General features: G+C 72.5%; 19 protein-coding genes and 2 pseudogenes. 14 read left to right on the top strand and 7 right to left on the bottom strand.

Features of this window, described 5'->3' with window-relative positions:
* Positions 1-2 precede the first annotated feature (2 nt).
* Positions 3-923: a VC0807 family protein gene (locus HB370_RS30875; RefSeq protein ID WP_280117761.1), complete on the bottom strand. Its 921-nt coding sequence runs from the start codon at positions 921-923 to the stop codon at positions 3-5.
* A gap of 659 nt (positions 924-1582) precedes the next feature.
* A pseudogene (locus tag HB370_RS30870) lies at positions 1583-2695 on the bottom strand (YihY/virulence factor BrkB family protein); the annotation flags it as partial.
* Between the two features lie 240 nt (positions 2696-2935).
* Between HB370_RS30870 and HB370_RS30865 the strand changes: the two are divergent.
* The 14 genes from HB370_RS30865 (at position 2936) to HB370_RS30795 (ending at position 18094) form a co-directional block, all read left to right on the top strand.
* A complete protein-coding gene (locus tag HB370_RS30865; RefSeq protein ID WP_030777851.1) occupies positions 2936-4573 on the top strand; it encodes an acyl-CoA dehydrogenase family protein in 1638 nt (545 codons plus the stop codon).
* A 434-nt stretch (positions 4574-5007) separates the two neighbouring features.
* Positions 5008-6303 (top strand): GAF domain-containing protein, encoded by a 1296-nt coding sequence (locus tag HB370_RS30860; RefSeq protein WP_208974459.1) that lies wholly within the window; start codon positions 5008-5010, stop codon positions 6301-6303.
* A 169-nt stretch (positions 6304-6472) separates the two neighbouring features.
* Entirely contained in the window at positions 6473-7798 is a 1326-nt protein-coding gene (locus tag HB370_RS30855; protein WP_030777847.1) for a hypothetical protein, read from the top strand.
* A 199-nt stretch (positions 7799-7997) separates the two neighbouring features.
* Positions 7998-8570 (top strand): GNAT family N-acetyltransferase, encoded by a 573-nt coding sequence (locus HB370_RS30850; protein ID WP_030777845.1) that lies wholly within the window; start codon positions 7998-8000, stop codon positions 8568-8570.
* Positions 8571-8906: 336 nt separating this feature from the next.
* A complete protein-coding gene (locus tag HB370_RS30845) occupies positions 8907-10604 on the top strand; it encodes a nitrite/sulfite reductase (RefSeq protein WP_030777843.1) in 1698 nt (565 codons plus the stop codon).
* Positions 10601-10783 carry a hypothetical protein gene (locus tag HB370_RS42075; RefSeq protein WP_030777841.1) on the top strand — a complete coding sequence of 61 codons (183 nt, stop codon included), beginning with the start codon at positions 10601-10603 and terminating at the stop codon, positions 10781-10783. Before HB370_RS30845 ends, HB370_RS42075 begins: the two co-directional genes overlap by 4 nt.
* The gene (locus tag HB370_RS30835; protein WP_030777839.1) at positions 10780-11490 is read left to right on the top strand and encodes a phosphoadenylyl-sulfate reductase; all 711 of its coding nucleotides are present in this window, start codon (positions 10780-10782) and stop codon (positions 11488-11490) included. Before HB370_RS42075 ends, HB370_RS30835 begins: the two co-directional genes overlap by 4 nt.
* 26 nt (positions 11491-11516) lie before the next feature.
* Positions 11517-12053 carry an adenylyl-sulfate kinase gene (cysC, locus tag HB370_RS30830; protein WP_030777836.1) on the top strand — a complete coding sequence of 179 codons (537 nt, stop codon included), beginning with the start codon at positions 11517-11519 and terminating at the stop codon, positions 12051-12053.
* Entirely contained in the window at positions 12050-12985 is a 936-nt protein-coding gene (gene cysD / locus HB370_RS30825) for a sulfate adenylyltransferase subunit CysD (protein WP_030777834.1), read from the top strand. Before cysC ends, cysD begins: the two co-directional genes overlap by 4 nt.
* A gap of 2 nt (positions 12986-12987) precedes the next feature.
* A complete protein-coding gene (locus HB370_RS30820; RefSeq protein ID WP_030777832.1) occupies positions 12988-14319 on the top strand; it encodes a GTP-binding protein in 1332 nt (443 codons plus the stop codon).
* A gap of 237 nt (positions 14320-14556) precedes the next feature.
* Entirely contained in the window at positions 14557-15666 is a 1110-nt protein-coding gene (locus HB370_RS30810; protein ID WP_030777829.1) for an aliphatic sulfonate ABC transporter substrate-binding protein, read from the top strand.
* 36 nt (positions 15667-15702) lie between these two features.
* Positions 15703-16482 (top strand): ABC transporter ATP-binding protein, encoded by a 780-nt coding sequence (locus HB370_RS30805; protein ID WP_030777827.1) that lies wholly within the window; start codon positions 15703-15705, stop codon positions 16480-16482.
* On the top strand, positions 16469-17347 hold the full coding sequence (locus HB370_RS30800; protein WP_030777824.1) for an ABC transporter permease: 879 nt from the start codon (positions 16469-16471) through the stop codon (positions 17345-17347). Before HB370_RS30805 ends, HB370_RS30800 begins: the two co-directional genes overlap by 14 nt.
* A gap of 6 nt (positions 17348-17353) precedes the next feature.
* Positions 17354-18094, top strand: coding sequence for a sirohydrochlorin chelatase (locus HB370_RS30795; RefSeq protein WP_030777821.1), 741 nt, complete (start codon positions 17354-17356; stop codon positions 18092-18094).
* An 88-nt stretch (positions 18095-18182) separates the two neighbouring features.
* On the opposite strand, the gene HB370_RS30790 is transcribed toward HB370_RS30795, so the two are convergent.
* From HB370_RS30790 to HB370_RS30770, 5 genes and pseudogenes are all read right to left on the bottom strand, one after another.
* Entirely contained in the window at positions 18183-18485 is a 303-nt protein-coding gene (locus tag HB370_RS30790) for a hypothetical protein (protein ID WP_030777820.1), read from the bottom strand.
* A 931-nt stretch (positions 18486-19416) separates the two neighbouring features.
* Positions 19417-20740, bottom strand: a pseudogene (mgt, locus tag HB370_RS30785) (macrolide-inactivating glycosyltransferase).
* Entirely contained in the window at positions 20737-22014 is a 1278-nt protein-coding gene (locus HB370_RS30780) for an extracellular solute-binding protein (protein WP_030777815.1), read from the bottom strand. Before HB370_RS30780 ends, mgt begins: the two are co-directional and overlap by 4 nt.
* Positions 22014-22865, bottom strand: a complete 852-nt coding sequence (locus HB370_RS30775; RefSeq protein ID WP_030777813.1) for a carbohydrate ABC transporter permease — start codon at positions 22863-22865, stop codon at positions 22014-22016. The genes HB370_RS30780 and HB370_RS30775 overlap by 1 nt, the downstream gene beginning before the upstream one ends.
* Positions 22862-23764: a sugar ABC transporter permease gene (locus HB370_RS30770; protein WP_106980592.1), complete on the bottom strand. Its 903-nt coding sequence runs from the start codon at positions 23762-23764 to the stop codon at positions 22862-22864. The genes HB370_RS30775 and HB370_RS30770 overlap by 4 nt, the downstream gene beginning before the upstream one ends.
* Positions 23765-23841 lie beyond the last annotated feature (77 nt).

Genomic DNA, 23841 nt, shown 5'->3' with positions numbered 1-23841 from the left:
GCCTACGGGGTGGACGACACGCGCGGTGTCCGCGGTGCCGTCGCCGGGGCGGGGGCGCCGAACAGCGGGAGCGCGTGGCGTATGCGGAAGCGGCGGGCGTAGCCGGCGGTGACGGCGGCGGCCAGGGACAGCAGGGTCAGGGAGACGGCACGGTCCAGCAGCGGCACCGTGTCGGGCGGCAGGGTGGCGGCGGCGAGGGCGCCCACGCCGCCGTCGAGGAACTGCTCGGCTCCCCAGAGCAGAGTGAGGGCACGCTGCCCGCGGCGGAAGGGGGCGCTGTCCTGCCAGAGTCCGGCCCGGGCACGGACCGCCTCGCCCCGGTGCATCCGCTGGCCCAGCTGGAAGGCCAGGGGTCTGCGGGTGAAAGCGGTACCGAGTGCCCAGGCGCCGACCGCGAGGGACAGTGCCGCGTTCTTGAACAGCAGGACGCGGGGCCCGCCGCCGATCAGGGACACCAGCGCGGCGGCGACGAGCAGCACCGTGAGGAACAGGTCCACCCCGTCGACACGGCGGTGCCGCACGACTCCGGTGAGCAGGCGCAGGGCCGGCGGTGCGCCGCTGAGCAACAAGGCCGGGCCCTGATCGGCGCCGAGTGCGCGGGCCGCGTAGTAGACGAGGAGCGGCAGGAGGATGTCCACCGCGAGGGAGAGCAGAGGGCCGCGCAGGGTGCGGGAAGGCCTTGGTGGTCTGGAGCCCAGGGCCCCTTGTGGTTCGGAGCCCAGGGGCCCTCGTGGTCCGGGGTCAGGGGGCCGCGGGGGTTTCGACGACTTGGGTGACTCGGGTGGCTCGGGTGGCTCAGCTGGTTCGGACAGCTTCGGTGGCCTGGCCGTTTCAATCGGCTCGGCGGTGCTGATCACCCCCGCTGTCCCGGTCGGCCTCCCCGCCGTACCACGCTGGTCCCCGCGTCCCGTCCGCTCCGTCATGTCCGCTGCCTCCTTGTCCGGCGCCAGAGCCGTACCGGGCGATGCTGCGACGTGACGACGCCCGGCTGTCTGCTGCGGCCGGACTGCTCCGGCCTGTGCAATCACGCTAGGCGCGGAGCGGGGGCGGGCGGATCGGAGCACGGGTGGAGCGGCGGGTGGAGATTCACAGGGCCGGCACCGGCGCCTTCTCCACCGAGGGATCTAGCCCTGAGGGTGGAGACGGTCTGCCGGTGCCGGATGGCCGTGAGGTGGCCGGGCGGGGAGGGGGAGAGTCCGCTCGGCACTCACCATTCAGGACGCACCGCACTCCTGCCGTCCCCACCACCGTCCGGGCTGCCGCTACCGCTGCCGTTGCCGTTGCGGCCCCCGTTCCAGTACTCCCCGCCGCCGGCCCCACCGTTGCCCCCGACCCAGTAACCCCCGGCCCCGCCGAAGCCACCGCTCCCGGCGCCACCCCCGAAGCCACCGCTCCCGGCGCCACCCCCGAAGCCACCGCTCCCGCCGAAGCCGCCTGTGCCCCCACCGGCTCCGCCGGCACCCCCGCTGCCCGCGCCGCCCTCAGGGCCCCTGCCGCTCCCGCTCTCCCCGCTTCCCGTCGCGTCACCGTTCCCGTTCCCGTTCCCGTCCCCGCTCCCGTCGCCGTTCCTCCGGTGGGCGTGATGGGGATTCCGCGCATGGCTGCGCAGGCGTGCCGTCACGTCTTCCGGAGGGAGGAAACGGGACCAGCGCTCGGGGAACTCGGAGGGCATGTCGGGGTCGTCGGGGTCGGCCTCGCGGGCCGCCGCCGCGGCGCGGGCCACGTACTCGGCGACCTGTGCCTCCCGCATCCGCTCGTTGGCCTCGCGCGCGGCGGCCGTGGCCGCGGCCGGCCAGACCCGGTCGATGGCCGCGTTCACGGCCGCGCCGACGAGCACGGCGAAGGCGCCCACCCCGATCCACAGCAGGACCGCGACCGCGGCGGCGAGGGACCCGTAGATCGTGGCGCCCTCGATGGTGTACATGAGGTAGATGCGCAGCAGGAAGCTGCCCAGGACCCACATCGCGAGGGCGACCAGCGCGCCGGGCACGTCCTCGATCCACGGGGAGCGGACCGGCACCGAGACGTGGTACAGCGTCGTCAGGAAGGCGATGGACAGGACGATCACGACCGGCCAGTACAGAACCTGGACGACCGTCCCCGACCAGGGCACGATCCGGACCACCGCGTCCGGCCCGGCCACCATCAGCGGCAGCGCCACCGAGCCGATCAACAGCGCCACGATGAACAGCAGGAACGCCATGATCCTGGTCTTGACGATGCCCCGGACGCCGTCGAGCCCGTACATGACGGTGATGGTGTCGATGAAGACGTTCACCGCGCGCGAACCCGACCACAGGGCGAACAGGAAGCCTATGGAGATGACATCGGGCCGGCCGCCCTTCATCACGTCGTGCAGGATCGGCTCGGCGATCTCCTTGACGCCCTTGTCGGACAACACCGTGCGGGACGCGTCGAGGAGGTTGGTCTCAAGGCTGTGGATGGTGTCCGCGCCCGTCCAGTCGTCGACGTAGCCGAGCAGGCCGATCAGGCTCAGCAGCAGCGGCGGCACGGACAGCAGCGTGAAGAACGCCGCCTCCGCCGCCAGGCCGAGGATGCGGTACTCCATGCAGGAGTTGACGGTGTCCTTGAGCAACAGCCAGGCGGTCCTGCGCTTGGAGACGTTCCGGTAGAGAGCTCTGGCCCGGTGGAAGCGGCCGGCCGGGCGCTCGGGGGTTTCACTTGCTGGCTGCACGACCCAAAGGTATCCGCAGCACGGGACCGCCCTCACCTTCCGGGGCCCGCGGTCGGTTCCATGGGGTGGGCTGAGGCGGTTCCGGCCCGCCGCCCGGCTCCGGTGTGTCACTCTGGAAACCGTCACCGTCGCTCCGGAGGCCCTCACCGGCACTCCGGAATCCGCCACCGACGACTTCCGGAAGCCGTCACCATCACGCTGGAAGCCATCACCGCGGCCTTCCCGGGTAGGTTCCCCATCATGGCAGGCACCTCCACCCACACCGTGACCAACCAGCCGCCGCCGCTGGTCGGCTACGACGTCTTCACCGCCGACCGCGCCCTCGCCGAGGCCGTCGACCGGTACACCGGCGCGGACGTCCTGGACGACGTGCGCGCCGAGCTGTCCGCCCTGGGCCGGGCCGTGGGTTCGGCGCAGGTCCAGGAGTGGGCGGTGCGGGCGAACGAGCATCCGCCCCGGCTGCGCAGCCACGACCGGTACGGCCACCGGATCGACGAGGTGGAGTTCGATCCGGCCTGGCACCGGCTGCTCGGCAAGGGCGTCTCGGCCGGGCTGGCCGGCGGCGCCTGGACGCGGCCCTCCGGGCACGTGCGGCGGGCGGCCGGGTTCCTGCTGTGGACGCAGGCCGAGGCGGGCACCTGCTGTCCGCTGTCGATGACGCACGCGGCCGTGCCCGCGCTGCGCGCCGACGCGGAGCTGGCCGCCGAGTGGGAGCCCCGGCTGGCGTCCACGGTCTACGATCCCCAGCCGCGGGTGGCCGGCCAGAAGCCCGGGGCGCTGTTCGGGATGGGGATGACGGAGAAGCAGGGCGGCAGCGACGTCCGCGCCAACACCACCGCGGCCCGGCCGCTCGCGGAGCCGGGCACGTATCTGCTGACCGGGCACAAGTGGTTCTGCTCGGCGCCGATGTCGGACGCGTTCCTGGTGCTCGCGCAGGCCCCGGGCGGGCTCACCTGCTTCCTGGTGCCGCGCGTCCTGCCGGACGGCTCCCGCAACGTCTTCCTGATCCAGCGGCTGAAGGACAAGCTGGGCAACCGTTCCAACGCCTCCGCCGAGGTCGAGTTCGACGGCACCTGGGCGCGCCGGGTCGGCGAGGAGGGGCACGGGGTGCGCGTGATCATCGGGATGGTCGCCGCGACCCGGCTGGACTGCGCGCTCGGCTCGGCGGGCCTGATGCGGCAGGCGGTGGCCCAGGCGGTGCACCACTGCGCGTACCGGGAGGCGTTCGGCGGGAAGCTGATCGACAAGCCGCTGATGCGCAACGTGCTCGCCGATCTGGCGCTGGAGTCGGAGGCGGCGACGGCGCTCGCGCTGCGGCTCGCCGCGGCCTGCGACGACGGCGGGGAGCAGGAGCGGGCGTTCCTGCGGCTGGCGGTGCCGGCCGCCAAGTACTGGATCACCAAGCGGTGTGCGCCGGTGGCCGTGGAGGCGGCCGAGTGCCTGGGCGGCAACGGGTACGTCGAGGAGTCGGGCCTGCCCCGGCTGGTACGGGAGTCGCCGCTGAACTCCATCTGGGAGGGCGCGGGGAACGTCCAGGCGCTGGACGTGCTCCGGGCGCTGCGCCGGGAGCCGGGCGCGCTGGACGCCTGCCTCACCGAGATCGGCCGGGCGCACGGCGCGGACCACCGGCTGGACCGGGCGGTGAAGGACCTGTTCACCGAACTCGCGGACCTGGAGGGCGTCGAGGGGCGGGCCCGGCGGCTGGTGGAGCGGCTCGCGCTGGTGCTCCAGGGTTCCCTTCTGGTACGGCACGCGCCGCCGGAGGTCGCCGACGCGTTCTGCGCGTCCCGCCTGGGCGGCGACCACGGCGCGTCCTTCGGCACCCTGCCGGCGGGCCTGGACTTGGAGTCGGTGGTCGAGCGGGCGCGGCCGGCCTGACCCCCGGAAACGGCCACGCCCCGCTGCCACCGGCAGCCGTCCGCCCCGCCGCCATGGGAAACCGGGGGCCGCGCTGCCGCCGGGCACCGTCACATGCCGGCGGCGGTCGGGCACCGTCACGCCCCGGCTGTCGTCGGCCGGGCCGCCGTCGGCAAGGGGTGGTGCTGCGCCGACACGGCACCACCCCCACCGCACGGGCTCGCTGAGCCCCCGCGGACGCACAGGCGCGTCGTGGTCAAGTCTCGGCCGCCGGTCGGTGGTTCACCAGGGTTGCAAGGGGTTGCAACTTATGGGGGCACATGCGCGGAGTCTGTGCCTCCGCCATGAGCGGAGCGGCACTATGTGAGGACAGTCGGACCGGAAACCGCCGCCCGGACGGCTTGACAAGAGTGTTCGATGCCTTTTCCGGGAGGACCGCAGTGGGGAACCCGCCGATGAATCTGGTGCGCCTGGCCGCGCGGGACGCGGTGCAGGCGGCGCGGGTGCTGAGCGAGGTGCGCGAGGCCGCGCTCGCCGGGCGACGTGCGCGGATCGCACCCCGGCCGGTGATCGAACAGTCGTGGGACCGGGTGCTGCGCAGCGGTGTCGACCCCGAACGCGACGTCCGGTCCGGGCTGTTGCCCTCCGACGAGGTACGGCGACGGCGGGAGGAGTCTCCGCTGCGGCAGGTCCTGCCGGTGCTCCGGGAGGGGCTTCTTTCGGTCGCGGACGTGGCGCAGCACATCATGGTCGTCGCGGATGCCGACGGCCGGGTGCTGTGGCGGGAGGGCGCCTCCCCGGTGCTGCGCAAGGCCGACGGGCTGGGGTTCGAGATCGGCGCGGACTGGCGGGAGGACGTCGTCGGCACCAACGGGGTGGGCACGCCCGCGGTGGTACGGCGGCCCGTCCAGGTGTTCGCCGCCGAGCACTTCGTGCGGTCGCACACGTCCTGGACCTGTTCGGGTGCGCCGATCACCGATCCGCGGGACGGCCGGCTGCTCGGTGTGGTGGATGTCAGCGGCCCCTTGGAGACGATGCATCCGGCCACCCTCGCCTGGGTGGACTCGGTGGCCAAGCTGGCCGAGGCCCGGCTGCGGGAGCTGCACCTGGCGTCGCTGGAGCGGCTGCGGGCGGTGGCGGCGCCGATGCTGGCCCGGCTGCCGGGGCGGGCGGTGGTGGTGGACCGGGACGGCTGGGCGGCGGCGGTGACCGGGATGCCGTATGTACGGCGGGTGGCGCTGCCCAAGTCGCTGTCGCCGGGCCACCGTTGGCTGCCCTCGCTGGGCGCGTGCGCGGTGGAGCCGCTGGCCGGGGGGTGGCTGCTGCGGGCGGAGGACCGGCCGGCCGCCCAGGGTGCGTGCCGGATCGTGCTGGACCTCGCCGGGCGGGACCGCCGTACGGTCACGGTCACCGGCTCGTCGGGGTCGTGGTCGCGGGAGTTGAGCCCCCGTCACGCGGAACTGCTGTTCCTGCTCGCCGAAGACCGCGCCGGTCGCGGGGCCGCGCAGCTGGCCGAGGATCTGTTCGACGACCCCTCCCGGACGGTGACCGTACGGGCGGAGATGTCCAGGGTCCGACGCTATCTCGGGGAACTCCTATGGCATCGGCCGTATCGTTTCCGCGACGATGCGGAAGTGGAAGTCGTCCTGCCGGACAATCCAAGTGACCTGCTCCCGCAGTCGACGGCACCGGCGGTGGCGCGGAAACGGAGTGCCGGTGACGAAGGCCGTAGCGAGCGGCCCCCGGCGTAGTTCCCTCACAGTTCCCTCATGGTTCCCCACGCAGTCCCCGCTTGGTCACCTCCGGTACCGGCCCTGTCCGGCCCGTTCCTGCCGTAGCATCCCGTACGGGCCGCACCACCTGTTCCTCGCGTCAATCTCCGGACCGGCGGGCGCAGTTGGCCGGGCCTCTGGAGGAGAGATGAAGCATCGCGGCAGACACCGGCGGCGCAGGCGGGGCGCGGCCCTGCGTGCCGTCCTGGCCGGGACCGCACTGGCGCTCACCGCCGCCGCCACCCTGATCAGCACCTCCCAGGCCGGGATCGCCGCGGACCCCGGCGCGCTCACCCCGCTGACCTCCCCGGCGGACACCGGGCGACTGCGGCTCCAGGAGCACCTGGTGCCCGACCGCTCGCTGGACCGGCTCGCCGCGGCGATGGGCAGCCCGGTCGGCGTGGACGCCGTGCTGCGCGGCGCCGACCACCGGCTGCGCGAGGCGGACGACTGCTCCGCCGACGACCGCGCGTCCCTGCCGGTCGCCCCGGCCGCCACCCGCGCCTACTGCTGGGACCCGGCCGACACCGCGGGCGACTGGCGGCCGGCCTCGGTGACCACCTCCGACGACGAGGACGGCGTGTGGGGCACCCACCGGGTGATCCTGGCCGGCTGGACGCACAGCGCCACGGCCGGCCGGCCCGGGGAACAGGGCCTCGCCCGGGTGGCGTTCGTGAACGCGGACGACCCCGCGCACCTCGCCTACCGCTGGGTGCTGCCGGTGGTGCCGGTGGACGGCGGCCGTGACTACCGGGGCCTCGCCTCCGGCGTCTCGGGCATGGCCTGGCACAAGGACAAGCTGCTGGTCACCACCACGTCCGGCGGTGCCGACGCGCTCTACGTCTACGACCTCGACCGCATCCAGCGCACCACGGTCGCCGCGCCCGCGATCGGCCGGGTGCCCGGCGGCTGGTCCGCCGGCGGCTACGACTACGTCCTGCCCGCGGTCGCCTCGTACCGCTTCGCCGCCGGGCGCTGCTCGGCCTCCGGGCCGCCCTGTCCCGGCGCGCTCGCCCTGGACGGCGGCACGGCACCCGACAGTCTGGTGGCCGCGGAGTGGACCGCACCGGACGGCGACCGGCGCGCGCGGCTGTGGCGGTACGCGTTCGACACCGACCCGGCGCGCCGTGGGCTGCTCGCCACGGACGGCGCGGGGCGGGTGGACGCGGTGGAGGCGTACCGCACCCGGGCGACCGGGATCCGGGGCGTGCTGTCGTACCGGGAGGCCGGGGCGGACCGGCCGTCCTGGTATGTGGGACGGCTGCCCGGTACGCAGGACGGGCACGGCGGGCTGTGGCGGCAGGACACCGAGCGGACCCGGGAGGCCCGCTGCGGCGCGGACGCCTCGGACCGCTGCTGGGCGCGGGACGCGGGCTCCCTGTCCTACTGGCGGGGGACCGGCGAGGTGTGGTCGCTGTCCGACCGCATGCTGTTCGCGCTGCCCCTGGCCGGCCTCGACCGCTCCCTGGACTGATCCGGCGGGGCCGGCGGGACGGGACCGGCGAACGACACGCCACCCCGACCCGCCATCGGGCCCCGGGCTTCCGCGCCCGCCTCCGGTTCCCCGACCCCGTCACCGCACCCGCGTACCCGGGCGGGCGCCGATCGCCCCGGCCGACGACCCCGCCCCCGCGCGTCGACAGACCAGGTGGCGGGATGATTCCCTGGCCCGCATGAGCAGCGTTCCCGTCACCACGTGGTCCCTGGAGCAGACGTCCCCGGCCGACCTCCTGCCCGCCGCCGCCCCCGACGGCGAGGTCCGGATCGTCCGCGCCGAGGTGCCCTCCCCCGAGTTCAGCCGGTTCCTGTACGCCTCCGTCGGCGGCGACATCCACTGGACCGACCGGCTGGGCTGGACGTACGCGCGCTGGCAGGAGTTCCTGGAGCGGCCCGGCGTGGAGACCTGGGTGGCCTACGACCGGGGCACCCCGGCCGGTTACGTGGAACTGGAGCCGCAGGACGACGGCGTGGTGGAGATCGTCTACTTCGGGCTGATCCCCGCCTTCCGCGGCCGGCGCATCGGCGGTCATCTGCTGGCCTACGGCACGGCCCGCGCCTGGGACCTGGCCGACCGGTGGCCTGGGCGGACGCCGACCAAGCGGGTGTGGCTGCACACGTGCAGCAAGGACGGCGAGCACGCGATGGACAACTACCTGCGGCGGGGATTCAAGCTGTTCGACACCAAGGTGGAGCCGGAACCGGAAGGGGCCGCACCGGGGCCGTGGCCCGGCGCATACCCCGCCTGACCTGCCGCGACAAGCCTTCCGGCGACACATGTGAGCGACACCACCCCCGTATCACATAGCGGGACATCAATGTCCGGATAATGGACGAAGCTGGACTGTGTCCAGATCGCCGTGACACGCTTCCGTCATGTCCGGAACTGGAATTGCCTTGGTGAGTCGGCGGCACGTCGACCTCGGCCGCATGTCCAGCGCCATCTGTCCGGTGGGCTGACGCCTCCCAGCACCGCCGCACACCCCGTCCCCCTTCCTCCCGCGCAACGCCGCGCACGCCTGCCCGCGTGCGCGCGTCTGTGCAGGTCAGAGCTGATTCCCACCGGTCCCGAAGGACGTAGAACCATGGCCGCCACCCCACCGAACCCCGCCGCCTCCGCGCCCCGCCGCAAGGTGAGCCGTCACCGCGGCGAGGGCCAGTGGGCCGCCGGCCACTTCACGCCGCTCAACGGCAACGAGCAGTTCAAGAAGGACGACGACGGTCTCAATGTGCGGACACGCATTGAGACGATCTATTCCAAGCGCGGCTTCGACTCCATCGACCCGAACGACCTGCGCGGCCGGATGCGCTGGTGGGGGCTGTACACCCAGCGCAAGCCCGGGATCGACGGCGGCAAGACCGCGATCCTGGAGCCCGAGGAGCTGGACGACAGCTACTTCATGCTGCGCGTCCGTATCGACGGCGGGGCGCTGACCACCCGGCAGTTGCGGGTCATCGGCGAGATCTCGCAGGAGTTCGCGCGCGGCACCGCGGACATCACCGACCGGCAGAACGTCCAGTACCACTGGATCCGGATCGAGGACGTGCCCGAGATCTGGGACCGGCTGGAGAGCGTGGGCCTGTCCACCGTGACCGCCTGCGGTGACACCCCGCGTGTGATGATCGGCTCCCCGGTGGCGGGCATCGCCGAGGACGAGATCATCGACGCGACGCCGGCGCTGGAGGAGATGAAGCGCCGCGTCCTGAACAACAAGGCCTACTCCAACCTCCCCCGCAAGTTCAAGACGGCCATCTCGGGGTCGCCGCTGCTGGACGTGGTGCACGAGATCAACGACGTCGCGTTCGTCGGCGTACGCCACCCCGAGCACGGGCCGGGCTTCGACGTGTGGGTGGGCGGCGGTCTGTCCACCAACCCCAAGCTCGGTGTGCGGCTGGGCGCGTGGGTGCCGATCGACGAGGTGCCGGACGTCTACGAGGGCGTCATCTCGATCTTCCGGGACTACGGCTACCGGCGGCTGCGCAACCGCGCCCGGCTGAAGTTCCTCGTCGCCGACTGGGGCGCGGAGAAGTTCCGGAGGGTGCTGGAGGACGAGTACCTGAAGCGCGAGCTGGTCGACGGGCCCGCCCCGGAGCAGCCGGTGCAGCAGTGGCGCGACCACATCGGTGTGCACCGGCAGAAGGACGGCCGGTTCTACGTCGGTTTCGCGCCGCGGGTCGGCCGGGTCGACGGCGCCACGCTCACCAAGGTCGCCGACCTCGCCGAGGCACACGGCTCGGGCCGGGTCCGCACCACCGTCGAGCAGAAGATGATCATTCTCGACGTCGAGCAGGACCGGGTCGACTCGCTGGTGGAGGGCCTGGAGGCGCTGGACCTCACCGCCCGGCCGTCCTCCTTCCGGCGCGGCACCATGGCCTGCACCGGCATCGAGTTCTGCAAGCTCGCCATCGTGGAGACCAAGCAGCGCGGCTCCCAGCTGATCGACGAACTGGAGCGCCGCCTGCCGGAGTTCGACGAGCCGATCACCATCAACCTCAACGGCTGCCCGAATGCCTGCGCCCGTATCCAGGTCGCGGACATCGGTCTCAAGGGGCAGCTCGTCCTGAACGACCGGGGTGAGCAGGTCGAGGGCTACCAGGTGCACCTGGGCGGCGCCCTCGGCCTGGAGGCCGGCTTCGGCCGCAAGGTGCGCGGCCTGAAGGTGACGTCCGAGGAACTGCCCGACTACATCGAGCGGGTGCTCAAGCGCTTCCAGGCAGAACGCGCGGACGGCGAGCGGTTCGCGGCGTGGGCGGCGCGCGCTTCCGAGGAGGCGCTGTCGTGAGCGAGCGGGCCGCGCCCTTCTACTGCCCCTATTGCGGCGACGAGGATCTGCGTCCGAGCGGCGAGGGTCACGGCGCCTGGGAATGCGGGGCGTGCAACCGCGCATTCCAGCTGAAGTTCCTGGGTCTGCTGGCCCGGGGCGTTCAGCGAGCCGACCACGGAGGGGACGATCGGATATGACGACGACTCAGGACGAGCGGTCCACCGAGGAGTTGAAGGCGCTCGCCGAACGGGCGGGCCGTGAGCTGGAGGACGCCTCCGCGCTGGAGATCCTCCAGTGGGCGGTGGACACCTTCGGCGACGGGTTCTGCGTCACCTCCTCCATGGAGGACGCCGTGGTCGCCCATCTCGCCTCGCGCGTGCGCAAGGGCGTGGACGTCGTCTTCCTGGACACCGGCTACCACTTCCCGGAGACCATCGGCACCCGGGACGCGGTGGAGGCCGTGATGGACGTCAACGTCATCACCCTCACCCCGCGCCGGACGGTCGCCGAACAGGACGCGGAGTACGGCCCGAGGCTGCACGACCGCGACCCCGACCTGTGCTGCAGACTGCGCAAGGTCAAGCCCCTGGAAGAGGGGCTGCGCAACTACCGGGCATGGGCGACGGGCCTGCGCCGCGACGAGTCCCCGACCCGGGCGAACACCCCCGTCGTCGGCTGGGACGAGAAGCGGCAGAAGGTCAAGATCTCGCCGATCGCCCGCTGGACCCAGGACGACGTGGACGCCTACATCGCCGAACACGGCGTGCTGGCCAACCCGTTGCTGATGGACGGCTACGCCTCCATCGGCTGTGCCCCGTGCACCCGCAGGGTCCTGGAGGGCGAGGACGCGCGCGCCGGCCGCTGGGCGGGCCGCGCCAAGACCGAGTGCGGGCTGCACGGATGACGAACGACCAGATCCAGGAGATGCACGTGACGACCGGAGCCACCGTCTGGCTCACGGGTCTGCCGAGCGCCGGCAAGACCACCATCGCGTACGAGCTGGCGGGCCGGCTGCGTGCCGAGGGCCACCGCGTGGAGGTGCTCGACGGCGACGAGATCCGCGAGTTCATCTCGGCCGGGCTCGGCTTTTCCCGGGAGGACCGGCACACCAACGTCCAGCGCATCGGCTTCGTCGCCGAACTGCTCGCCCGCAACGGCGTCAAGGCGCTGGTGCCGGTGATCGCGCCGTACGCGGACAGCCGGGAGGCGGTGCGCAAGCGGCACGCGGAGAACGGGACGCCGTATCTGGAGATCCATGTGGCGACCCCGGTCGAGGTGTGCAGCGTGCGCGATGTGAAGGGGCTGTACGCGAAGCAGGCCGCGGGCGAGCTGTCCGGGCTCACCGGGGTCGACGACCCGTACGAGGAGCCCGAGACGCCCGATCTGCGGATCGAGTCACAGCACCAGACGGTCCAGGAGTCCGCGGCGTCGGTGTACGCGCTGCTGAGCGAGAGGGGACTGGCATGACCACGGTCGCCAAGTCGGAGGGCGGCACGGAGAGCCCGTACGCCCTGTCGCACCTGGACGCGCTGGAGTCCGAGGCGGTGCACATCTTCCGCGAGGTGGCGGGCGAGTTCGAGAACCCGGTGATCCTGTTCTCCGGCGGCAAGGACTCCATCGTCATGCTGCATCTCGCGCTGAAGGCGTTCGCCCCGGCCGCGGTCCCCTTCTCCCTGCTGCACGTGGACACGGGACACAACTTCCCGGAGGTCCTCGAGTACCGGGACCGGGTGGCGGCCGCACACGGGCTGCGCCTCCACGTGGCCTCCGTCCAGGACTACATCGACCGCGGTGTGCTCAAGGAACGTCCCGACGGCACCCGCAACCCGCTCCAGACGCTCCCGCTCACCGAGAAGATCCAGAGCGAGAGGTTCGACGCCGTCTTCGGCGGTGGCCGCCGCGACGAGGAGAAGGCCCGCGCCAAGGAGCGCGTCTTCTCCCTGCGCGACGAGTTCTCCCAGTGGGACCCGCGCCGCCAGCGTCCGGAGCTGTGGAACCTGTACAACGGCCGGCACGCCCCCGGCGAGCACGTCCGCGTCTTCCCGCTGTCCAACTGGACCGAGCTGGACGTGTGGCAGTACATCGCCCGCGAGGACATCGAGCTGCCGCAGATCTACTACGCGCACGAGCGCGAGGTGTTCCAGCGTTCCGGCATGTGGCTGACCGCCGGCGAGTGGGGCGGCCCGAAGGACGGCGAGACCGTCGAGAAGCGGCGGGTGCGCTACCGCACCGTCGGCGACATGTCCTGCACCGGCGCGGTCGACTCCGACGCCGACACCATCGAGAAGGTCATCGCCGAGATCGCGGCGTCCCGGCTGACCGAGCGCGGTGCGACCCGCGCCGACGACAAGCTGTCCGAGGCCGCGATGGAAGACCGCAAGCGCGAGGGGTACTTCTAGGCATGAGCACGACCACGACCGAGGCGCTCTCGGCCACCACCCTGCTGCGGTTCGCCACCGCCGGCTCCGTCGACGACGGCAAGTCCACCCTCGTCGGGCGGCTGCTACACGACTCCAAGTCGGTCCTCGCCGACCAGCTGGAGGCCGTGGAGCGGGTCTCCGCGAGCCGCGGCCAGGACGGCCCGGACCTCGCCCTCCTCACCGACGGCCTGCGCGCCGAACGGGAGCAGGGCATCACCATCGACGTCGCCTACCGCTACTTCGCCACGCCCCGGCGCCGGTTCATCCTCGCCGACACCCCCGGCCATGTGCAGTACACCCGGAACATGGTCACCGGCGCCTCCACCGCCGAGCTGACCGTGATCCTGGTCGACGCCCGCAACGGCGTGGTCGAGCAGACCCGCCGGCACGCGGCCATCGCCGCCCTGCTGCGCGTCCCGCACGTCGTGCTGGCCGTGAACAAGATGGACCTCGTCGGGTACGAGGAGCGGGTCTTCGCGAAGATCGCCGAGGAGTTCACGGCGTACGCGACCGAGCTGGGCGTCCCGGAGGTCACCGCGATACCGATCTCCGCGCTGGCCGGGGACAACGTGGTGGAGCCGAGCGCGAACATGGACTGGTACGGCGGCCCCACCGTGCTGGAGCACCTGGAGACCGTGCCGGTCAGCCACGACCTGGCGCACTGCCACGCGCGGCTGCCCGTGCAGTACGTGATCCGGCCGCAGACCGCCGAGCACCCCGACTACCGGGGCTACGCGGGCCAGATCGCGGCCGGCACCTTCCGGGTCGGCGAGGAGGTCACGGTCCTGCCGTCCGGGCGGACCACCCGGATCGCCGGCATCGATCTGCTGGGCGAGCCGGTCGACGTGGCCTGGACGACGCAGTCGGTGACGGTGCTGCTCCAGGACGACATCGACGTCTCGCGCGGCGACCTGATCGTGCCGACGAAGGACGCCCCGGCCACCACGCAGGACGTGGAGGCGACCGTCTGCCATGTCGCCGACGCGCCCCTCACCGTGGGCCACCGGGTGCTGCTCAAGCACGGCACCCGCACGGTCAAGGCGATCGTGAAGGACATCCCGTCCCGGCTCACGCTCGACGACCTGTCCCTGCACCCGCACCCGGGCCGGCTCGTCGCCAACGACATCGGCCGGGTGAAGATCCGTACCGCCGAGCCGCTGCCGGTCGACTCCTACGCCGACTCGCGCCGCACCGGCTCCTTCATCCTGATCGATCCCGCCGACGGCACCACGCTGACGGCGGGCATGGTCGGCGAGTCGTTCGCCGCGCCGGAGCCGGTCAAGGACGAGGCCGACGACGGCTGGGACTTCTGACATGAGGACACCCGACGTCTACTCCACGTTCGCCAAGGAGGGCGGCCGCGTCGGCAGCGGCGCCCTCGGCAGCGGGCAGGGCGGAGTCGCGCGATGTGTGCGCTGACGTACGCGCACCGCTCGCGCGCCCGCTCCCCCCACCCGGCGTCGTCCCGGAAGCGACGAAGACCTCCAGCCGAACTCCCGGCCACGACCTGAGAGACCGTGACCGCCGGGCCAACGAGAGGAAACCCTCCCGTGCCTGCCATCAGCTCATCGCTCCTGCGCCGCGGCACAGCGGCCATCGCCGCTCTCCCCCTGCTCACGCTGGCCGCCTGCGGCTACGGCTCCGAGGCCAAGGACGACGGCACCGCCAAGATCGCCGCCGGCGCCGAGAAGACCGACGGGCTCGACTCCGTCAAGATCGGCTACTTCGGCAACCTGACCCACGCCACCGCCCTGGTCGGCGTGCAGAAGGGCTTCTTCCAGAAGGAGCTGGGCGCCACCACGGTCAAGCCCGCCATCTTCAACGCCGGCCCGTCCGAGATCGAGGCCCTCAACGCCGGCTCCATCGACATCGGCTGGATCGGCCCGTCCCCCGCCATCAACGGCTACACCAAGTCCAACGGCAAGAGCCTGAAGATCATCGGCGGTTCGGCCTCCGGCGGGGTGAAGCTGGTCGTCAACCCGGCGAAGATCAAGTCCCTGAAGGACGTCGCGGGCAAGAAGATCGCCACGCCCCAGCTCGGCAACACGCAGGACGTGGCGTTTCTCAACTGGGCCGCCGAGCAGGGCTGGAAGGTCGACGCGCAGAGCGGCAAGGGTGATGTCACCGTCGTCCGCACGGACAACAAGATCACCCCGGACGCCTACAAGTCCGGCTCGGTCGACGGCGCGTGGGTGCCGGAGCCGACCGCGTCGAAGCTGGTCGCCGAGGGCGCCAAGGTGCTCCTGGACGAGTCGACGCTCTGGCCGGACAAGAAGTTCGTGATCACGAACATCATCGTGCGGCAGGACTTCCTGAAGGAGCACCCGAAGGCGGTCGAGGCCGTGCTGAAGGCGTCGGTCGAGACCAACAAGTGGATCAACGCCCACCCGGACGAGGCGAAGGCCGCCGCGAACCAGCGGCTGGAGACGGACTCCGGCAAGGCGCTCCCGGCGAAGATCCTCGACCCGGCCTGGAAGTCCATCCAGTTCACCGACGACCCGCTGGCCGCCACCCTCGACACCGAGGCCGAGCACGCGGTCAAGGCCGGTCTGCTGGAGAAGCCGGACCTGAAGGGGATCTACGACCTGACGATCCTCAACAAGGTCCTCAAGGCCGAGGGCCGTCCCGCGGTCGACGCCGCCGGCCTCGGCACCAGCTGACGCCCCTGACCGACGCGTCCCCAGGAGGTGACGACCATGGCCACGACCCTCGCCAAGGCCGACGAGAGCGTCGAGTTCGCGGCACGCCTTGAGCACGTCTCGAAGTCCTTCGCGGCCCCGGGCGGGCAGCAGCTCGTCCTCGACGACATCAGCATCGATGTCGCGCCGGGTGAGTTCGTCACCCTCCTGGGGGCCTCGGGCTGCGGCAAGTCCACGCTGCTGAACCTGGTGGCGGGCCTGGACCGGCCGAGCGCCGGCTCCATCACCACGGACGGCCGCCCCGCCCTGATGTTCCAGGAACACGCCCTGTTCCCGTGGCTGACCGCGGGCAAGAACATCGAACTCGCCCTGAAGCTGCGGGGCGTTGCCAAGCCCGAGCGGCGCGGCAAGGCCGAGGAACTGCTCGAACTGGTCCGGCTGAAGGGCGCCTACGGCAAGCGGGTGCACGAGCTGTCCGGCGGTATGCGCCAGCGGGTGGCGATGGCCCGCGCGCTGGCCCAGGAGAGCAACATGCTGCTGATGGACGAGCCGTTCGCCGCGCTCGACGCCATCACCCGGGACGTGCTGCACGACGAGCTGACCCGTATCTGGGCGGAGACCGGGCTCTCCGTGCTGTTCGTCACGCACAACGTGCGCGAGGCGGTGCGGCTCGCGCAGCGGGTGGTCCTGCTGTCCTCCCGCCCGGGCCGGATCGCGCGCGAGTGGCGCGTGGACCTCCCGCAGCCGCGCCGCATCGAGGACGCGCCCGTGGCCGAACTGTCCCTTGAGATAACCGACGTACTGCGTGGGGAGATCCGCCGCCATGGCCAGCACTGAGACGACACCGGTCCCGGACGCCGGGAGCGTCGAGGCCGGCCTGGACGCGCTGGAGACCACGACCACGGGCCGCCCCCCGCTGCGCGAGACCCTCGTCAACAAGATCCTGCCGCCGGTCGTCGCCATCGCGGTGGTCCTGGTGGTCTGGTACATCCTGTACCCGGTCGTGGACGACCCGTCGAAGCTGCCCTCGCCGGGCGCGGTGGGCAGCGCGTTCCGGGACGCCTGGCTGAGGGGCGAGTTGCTCGGCTACATCTGGACCAGTGTCTCGCGCGGTCTGCTGGGCTTCGCGTTCGCGCTGGTCATCGGCACCCCGCTGGGTCTGCTGGTGGCCCGGGTGAAGTTCGTGCGCGCGGCCATCGGCCCGATCCTGTCCGGCCTCCAGTCGCTGCCGTCGGTGGCGTGGGTGCCGCCGGCGGTGATCTGGCTGGGCCTGAACAACTCGATGATGTACGCGGTGATCCTGCTCGGCGCCGTGCCGTCCATCGCCAACGGCCTGGTGTCCGGCGTCGACCAGGTGCCGCCGCTGTTCCTGCGCGCGGGCCGCACCATGGGCGCCACGGGTGCCAAGGGCGTCTGGTACGTCACCCTGCCGGCCTCGCTGCCCGGCTATGTGGCGGGTCTGAAGCAGGGCTGGGCGTTCTCCTGGCGTTCGCTGATGGCCGCGGAGATCATCGCGCAGTTCCCCGATCTCGGCGTGGGCCTCGGCCAGTTGCTGGAGAACGGCCGCACCGCCAGCGACATGGCGATGGTGTTCGAGGCGATCCTGCTCATCCTGTTCGTCGGCATCGCCATCGACCTGCTGATCTTCAGTCCGCTGGAGCGGTGGGTGCTGCGCAGCCGCGGCCTGCTGGTGAAGAGCTGACGTCCCATGCGTACCAGGCCGGTTCTCCTCGTCATCGCCCACGGCAGCCGCGACCCGCGGCACGCGGCGACCGTGCACGCCCTCGTGGAGCGGGTGCGGTCGCTGCGGCCCGGGCTGCGCGTGGAGACCGGCTTCCTGGACTTCAACCTCCCGTCGGTGCACGGGGTGCTGGAGTCGCTGGCGGCCCGGGGCGTCCGGGACGTGGTCGCCCTGCCGCTGCTGCTGACCCGGGCGTTCCACGCCAAGGCCGACATCCCGGCCGTGCTGCGGGACGCCCCGGCGCGGCTGCGGATCCGCCAGGCGGAGGTGCTCGGCCCGTCGCCGCTGCTGCTGTCCGCGCTGGAACGGCGGCTGTACGAGGCGGGGCTGACGCCCGCCGACAAGTCCTCGACCGGGGTCGTGCTGGCCTCGGCGGGGTCCTCCGACCCGGAGGCGATCGCAGTGATCGCTGATATCGCGCGGGAGTGGCGGCACACCGGTTGGTGCGCCGTGCGGCCTGCGTTCGCCTCCGCATCCCTTCCCCGCACCGAGGACGCGGTGCGGGAGCTGCGGCGGCTCGGCTGCGCCCGGGTCGCCGTGGCACCGTATGTGCTGGCCCCCGGCTTCCTGCCGGACCGGATCGCGCGCGGCGCGGCGGACGCCGACGTGTGCGCCGAGGTGCTGGGCGCGGCACCGGAGGTCGCCCGCGTCCTGCTGGAGCGCTACGACCAGGCCCGGCGGCCGGCTCTGACGGCACTCGGCGCGTGACGCCCGGGCCGCTCGCCACGGCCTCCCCCACCCGGCACCGGCCGGCCTCGTGGGTCCACCGGCCGTGGACGGTCGGAGCCCGTGGACGTCAGAGGTCGAGGGCGTGCAGGAGGTGCCGGGTGTAGTCGAGGCTGGCGGTGCCGGCCGAGGCGGCGATGGCGATCGTCTCCAGTGCGGAGCGGATCCGGCCCCGGTTGGGCGGCAGGCCGTCCTCGGCGGACTCCGCCAGCTGCTCCTGGATGGTCTCGCCGCTGCTCACCAGCCCCGGGTACTCGGCGCGCAGCGCCTCGGTGAGCCGGTCGGCGGCCTCCATCAGGGTCTCCAGGTCCGGGGTGGCGCGGTCGCCGAAGCGGGCCGGTCCGTTGACGTTGCCGAAGTTGTAAGTGCTCATGTCCTGTCCTCGCTCGCGGGCCGGAGGAGCCGTCGGGCGGCCGGGGCCGCAGACGTCATCGATGTCGTGGGTGCGTGCCGCCGGCCGGTGCGGCCGTGCCGTAGGAACGGTGCCAAGGCGGCCCGGCGGCGTGAACGTTGGCCTGATTTCGCCGGTACGGTGCGGCCCGGACCACGGATTCCGGCGGCGGGCGCCGTCCGCCCCGGACGGCACCAAGGGCCCGCGAGGGCCGGAAATCGCCACCCGTCCGAGTGAGCGGTGCCCGTTGACCGTCCCCACCGGATCCGGTGGGGAAGGGGGCCGCACGGCCGGTCGAAGCGACGGGCGTACGACTGTCGCCGGCGGGCGCACGGCCGGTCGCCGGCGGGGGCGGGGCCGTACGCACGGCGAAGTCGCCGTCCGGGCCGCACACGGGTGTCCGGGCGCCGGGTCACGGTGCCCTCGCGGTGGCGCGGCGACGCCGGTCATGGTCTGCCCCTCACCCTGATTCCGCCCCTTCCGGCCTTCCGTGGGCTTCACCCTAGGAACAGCCTGACGGGTTTGTCGCGCGCTTCGGTGAGCCGGACCAACGGGGGGCGGGTGTGTGGTATCGGCGGCCGCGGTCCGGCGTTCCCCTGTGACGTCGGACCGCGGCGGCGTCTGGTTCTGCGTCGGCCGCGGCTCCGGTGTCACCGGCAGGCGCGCGAACGGAAGGTTTTCAGCCAACTGTCCAACGGGCGTTGCGCCTTGCCGGAGGTGGGCGTACGCGTACGGCCGCCGTGCCCCGTGGGGGTGGGCACGACGGCCGTGACCGCGCCGAGGCGGGCTGCGCGAAACTCTGGCCGATGAGCGGGGGCCGGATCAACCTCTTCACGCAGCTGTTACTTGTTCAACAAGGTTTCGTAATCACAAAGCGGATCTCTGCCGGTCGGAACGGACACCGGCCGGCCGGTCACCCACCGTTGGGTCGGTCGCCCACCGGCTCCTGCCGCTCGTGGCGCGCGGGCAGTTCGGCCTCGATGAGGTCGGCCGCCCGCCGGGTGCCGCCCTCCTGGGCCATCTCCGCCTGGATCCGCCGGAGCCGGCGCGCGACCTCCGGGTCGTCCACCAGAGCGAGGGCGGTCTCGCGGAGCAGGTCGGCGGTGGCCTCCTCGGTCGCCAGCTTCCGGGCGACGCCGAGCCCTTGGAGCATGTCGGCGTTGCCGAACTGGTCGACGGCCTGCGGTACGGCGATCATGGGCGTCGCGGTGGCCAGCCCCTCCTGGCTGCCGCCGGCGCCCGCGTGGGTGACGAACAGATCGGCCTGGCGCAGGATCGCGAGCTGCGGCACCCAGTCGTGCACCTCCACGTTGTCCGGCAGCTCCCCCAGTTCGGCGGGGGTCACCTTCCGGCCGATCTGGAGGACGAGGTGCCAGCCGGGCAGGTTCCCGAAGGCGCGCACGCACTCCCGGTAGAAGGCGGGCTGCTTGGTGAACGCCGAGCCGAGCGACACCAGGACGACCTTCTCCGCGCCGGCGGGCCGCTGCCAGCCGCCTTCCTCGGCGCGGTCTCCCTGGCAGGCGCCGACGAAGGTGTACACGTCTTCGTCCACCCGGTCGGCGTGCGGCTGGAGCGCCTTCGGGATGAGCACCAGGGAGCGCGGCGGATGACTGGCGAACGTGTCCGGGTGCTCGGTGATCCCGTTCTCCTTCAGCCATGCCTCGAACCGGGCGTAGTAGGCCCGTCCGCGCTCGGTCTGCCGGGGTTCGCGCCACATCGGCTCGGCGACCTCCTCCTCGTAACCCTTCCAGGCGACGAGGTTCGGGGAGAGGGAGACCGCCGGGACGCCCCAGCGGCGGGCCAGGACGCGGGCCGGGTAGGAGGTGATGTCGTGCAGGACGAGATCGGGGATGTCGTCGGCGTAGGCATCGGCGAGCTGCGGGAGCGCCTGGATCGCGTCGTTCAGGAACGGTTCGACGTTGTCCAGCAGGGTGCTTCCCCATGCCTCCGGGTCGGCGTCGGGGCCGGGCAGGGTGGAGTGGTAGAGGACGGGCCGGGCGCCGGTGGCGGCCACCTTGTCGGCGAAGACGGGCGGAATGGCGTACGTGACCCGGTGGCCGCGGGCGACGAGTTCACGGATCACCTCCAGGCTGGGGTTCACATGGCCGTGGGCGGCGATGGAGAACATGGCGATGTGGGCGGGAGTGGTCTGGGTGGTCACGGCGTCGACGGTAGACGAGACGTTGCGTCTCGTATATTTCTTTTTCCTGCGCGGGGTACGCCGGGGGGCGGGTCAGCGCTGGTAGCGGGCCAGCACCAGGTTGCCGTCCCGCTCCAGGCGGTGGCGCAGCTCGGCGAGAGTGCTCGCGCCGCTGTAGTACCGCTGGTAGGCCGGGGTGGCGACCTTGTCCTTCCATTCCGGGTAGCCGCGCACGGACTGGGCGGGCGCGGGGCGGAGCCGGGCCGCGAGGGCGGTGCCGGTGGCCCAGCCGTGCCGCGCGGTGTGCAGGGCCGGGTCCTTCAGGGCCTGGGTGCCGGTGGGCAGCATCCAGTCGCCGAGGGCGAGGCGCACCATGTTCCGGGGCCGCAGCAGGAAGTCGATGAAGGCGACGGCCTCCTTCTTGTGCGGGCAGTCGGCGGAGACGGACAGCGTCTGCGGGCTGACGCCCTGGGTGAGCCCGCCGGCGCCGGCCGGCGCGGGCAGCACCTGCCAGTGGAAGTCCTCGGGGGCCTGCCGCACGATCTGCTGGCGGTAGGAGAAGCCCAGCGGGACCATCGCGTACCGGCCGCCGAACAGGCCGGGCAGGGTGTCCGCACCCCCGCTGCCGAGGGTCGAGGCGGGGGCGCTGCGGTCGACGGCGACCTGGTCGTGGATGGTGCGGGCCACGACCTCGTCCCCGGCCTCGAACCGCACGGTGACCTTGTCGTCCGCACCCCGGTGGAAGAGCCGTCCGCCCGCCGACAGGGACAGGTTGAGCGTGGCGGACACGGGCTCCTTCAGCGGCCAGGCCACGCCGTACCGCCCGGGCCCGGTGAGCTTCTTGGCCACCTGCCGGAACTCCGGCCAGCTCCAGGGGTGTCCGGGGGTCGGTATGCGCACCTTGGCCGCGCGCAGCCGGTCGGCGTCGGCGATCAGCACCCGGGGCTCCTGGAGGAACGGCACGCCGTAGACACCGCGTCCGAAGGTGGCCGTCTCCCAGCTGCCGCGCGGGATGTCGGAGGCGAGCCGGGCGGGCAGCAGGCCGGACAGGTCGGCGAGGTAGCCGCCGTAGGCGAAGTCGGCGAGGTCGTCGGAGGCGTCGTGGATGACGTCCGGTGCCTCGCCGCCCTCGAAGGAGGTGAGCAGCTGGTCGTGCACGCTGTCCCAACTGCCCTGGATGTACTCGACCTTGACGTCCGGGTGGGTGGCGTTCCACTCCCCCACCAGCTCCTTGGTGGCGGCGACGGAGTCCGGCTGCCAGGCCAGGGACTGGAAGCGCAGGGTGACCGGGCCGTCCGCGGGGGCGCCCGGGGAGCAGCCCGCGAGGAGGAGCAGGAGCACGGCGAGTGCCAGGGTGATCCGGGTCCGCATCAGTTCTTCACCGCCCCGGTGAGCAGGCCGCTGGTGATCCGCCGCTGGACCAGTGCGAAGAAGGCCAGGGAGGGCAGGGTGGCCAGGAACGCGGCGGCGGCCAGCGGGCCGAGGTCGGCCACGCCCTCCGCGCCGATGAAGTGGGTGAGGACGACCGGGAGCGTCTGCCGGTGCGGGCTCTTGAGCAGCACCAGCGCGAAGAAGAACTCGTTCCACGCGGTGACGAACGCGAACAGGGCCGTCGCCGCGATGCCCGGCGCGAGCAGCGGCACCGTCACCGACGTCAGCGTTCTCAGCCGTCCGGCCCCGTCCACGGCCGCCGCCTCCTCCAGTTCGGCGGGGACCGCGCGGGCGTGGCCGGCGAGCATCCACAGCGCGAACGGCAGCGACCACACCACGTACACCAGTACCAGTCCGGTCAGGGAGTCGATCAGCCGCAGCCGCTTCAGCACCAGGAACAGCGGGATGATCAGCAGGACGAAGGGAAACGCCTGGCTGACCACCACCCAGCCCGTGGCCGCCCGGGCCGCCTTGGTGCGGTGCCGGGCCATGACGTAGGCCATCGGGGTGGCGATCAGTACCGTGACGGCGGCGGTGGCGAGCGCCACCAGCAGGGAGTTGAGGGCGGCGTGCGCCAGCGGCTGTTCGGCGAAGGCCTGCCGGACGTTGGCCAGGGTGGGGTGGCGGGGGATCCAGGCGGGGTGCGGGCTGCCCAGCTCGCGCGGGGACTTCAGCGCGGTGGACAGCAGCCACAGCAGCGGGAAGCCGAGGAACAGCAGGTAGCCGAGCAGGGCGGTGTACTGCCCGGCGCGGGCGGCGCGGCGGGCCCTCGGGGTGCGCGCGGTCCTCATGCGTCCTCACCACCGCGCAGCCGGCCGGCCAGGAACACCGCGAGCAGGACGGAGACCACGGCGACGAGCACGCAGCCCATGGCCGCCGCGTAGCCGAACTGGCCGTAGCGGAAGGCCTCTTCGTAGGCGAAGAGCATGGGCAGCCGGGTCTGGCCGCCGGGTCCGCCGGCGGTGAGGACGTAGACCAGGGCGAAGGAGTTGAGGTTCCAGATCAGGTTCAGCGCGGTGATGGCGAGGGCCACGGGTCTCAGTGCGGGCCAGGTGACCGTGCGGAAGCGGCGCCAGGCGCCCGCGCCGTCGACCGCGGCCGCCTCGTGGAGTTCGCGGGGGACGTTCTGCAGTCCGGCGAGCAGGGCGACCGTGGTCTGCGGCAGGCCCGCCCAGACGCCGACGACGATCACCGCGGGCAGCGCGGTGGCCAGGCCGCTCAGCCAGTCCCGGCCGTCCCCGAGGCCGAGGTCGCGCAGGGTCTCGTTGAGGACGCCCGCGTCCGGGTTGTAGACGAGCCGCCACATGATGCCGACGACGACCTCGGGCATCGCCCAGGGCACGATCGCGAGGGCGCGGGCCAGGCCGCGCAGCCGTAAGTCCTGGTTCAGCAGCAGGGCCAGGCCGAGCGCCAGCAGGAACTGGGGTACGGTCACGCCCGCCGCCCAGACCAGGCCGATGCGGAACGACTCCCAGAACAGGGTGTCGTGCAGCAGGTCCCGGAAGTTGAGGGCGCCGATCCAGCGGGTGGCGGCGGTCCGGCCGGACTGGGCGTCGGTGAAGGCCAGCAGGACGCCGTAGAGCAGCGGGCCGACGCTGAGCAGCAGGATCGGGATGAGGGCGGGCAGGACCAGGAACCAGGCGCCGCGGTGGGCGGCCCGGAGTCCGGCGCGGGGGTGTGTCCCCGCCACCGGTGTCCGCACTTCGGCCACCTCTGTCACGGAATCAGCCCCTTTGCCTGCTCCGGTTGGCGTGTTCATGGTCGTGA

This window comes from Streptomyces sp. DSM 40868 (genome assembly GCF_011820545.1).
Lineage (GTDB): Bacteria > Actinomycetota > Actinomycetes > Streptomycetales > Streptomycetaceae > Streptomyces > Streptomyces eurythermus.
This window is presented reverse-complemented; position numbering and strand designations above follow the sequence as displayed.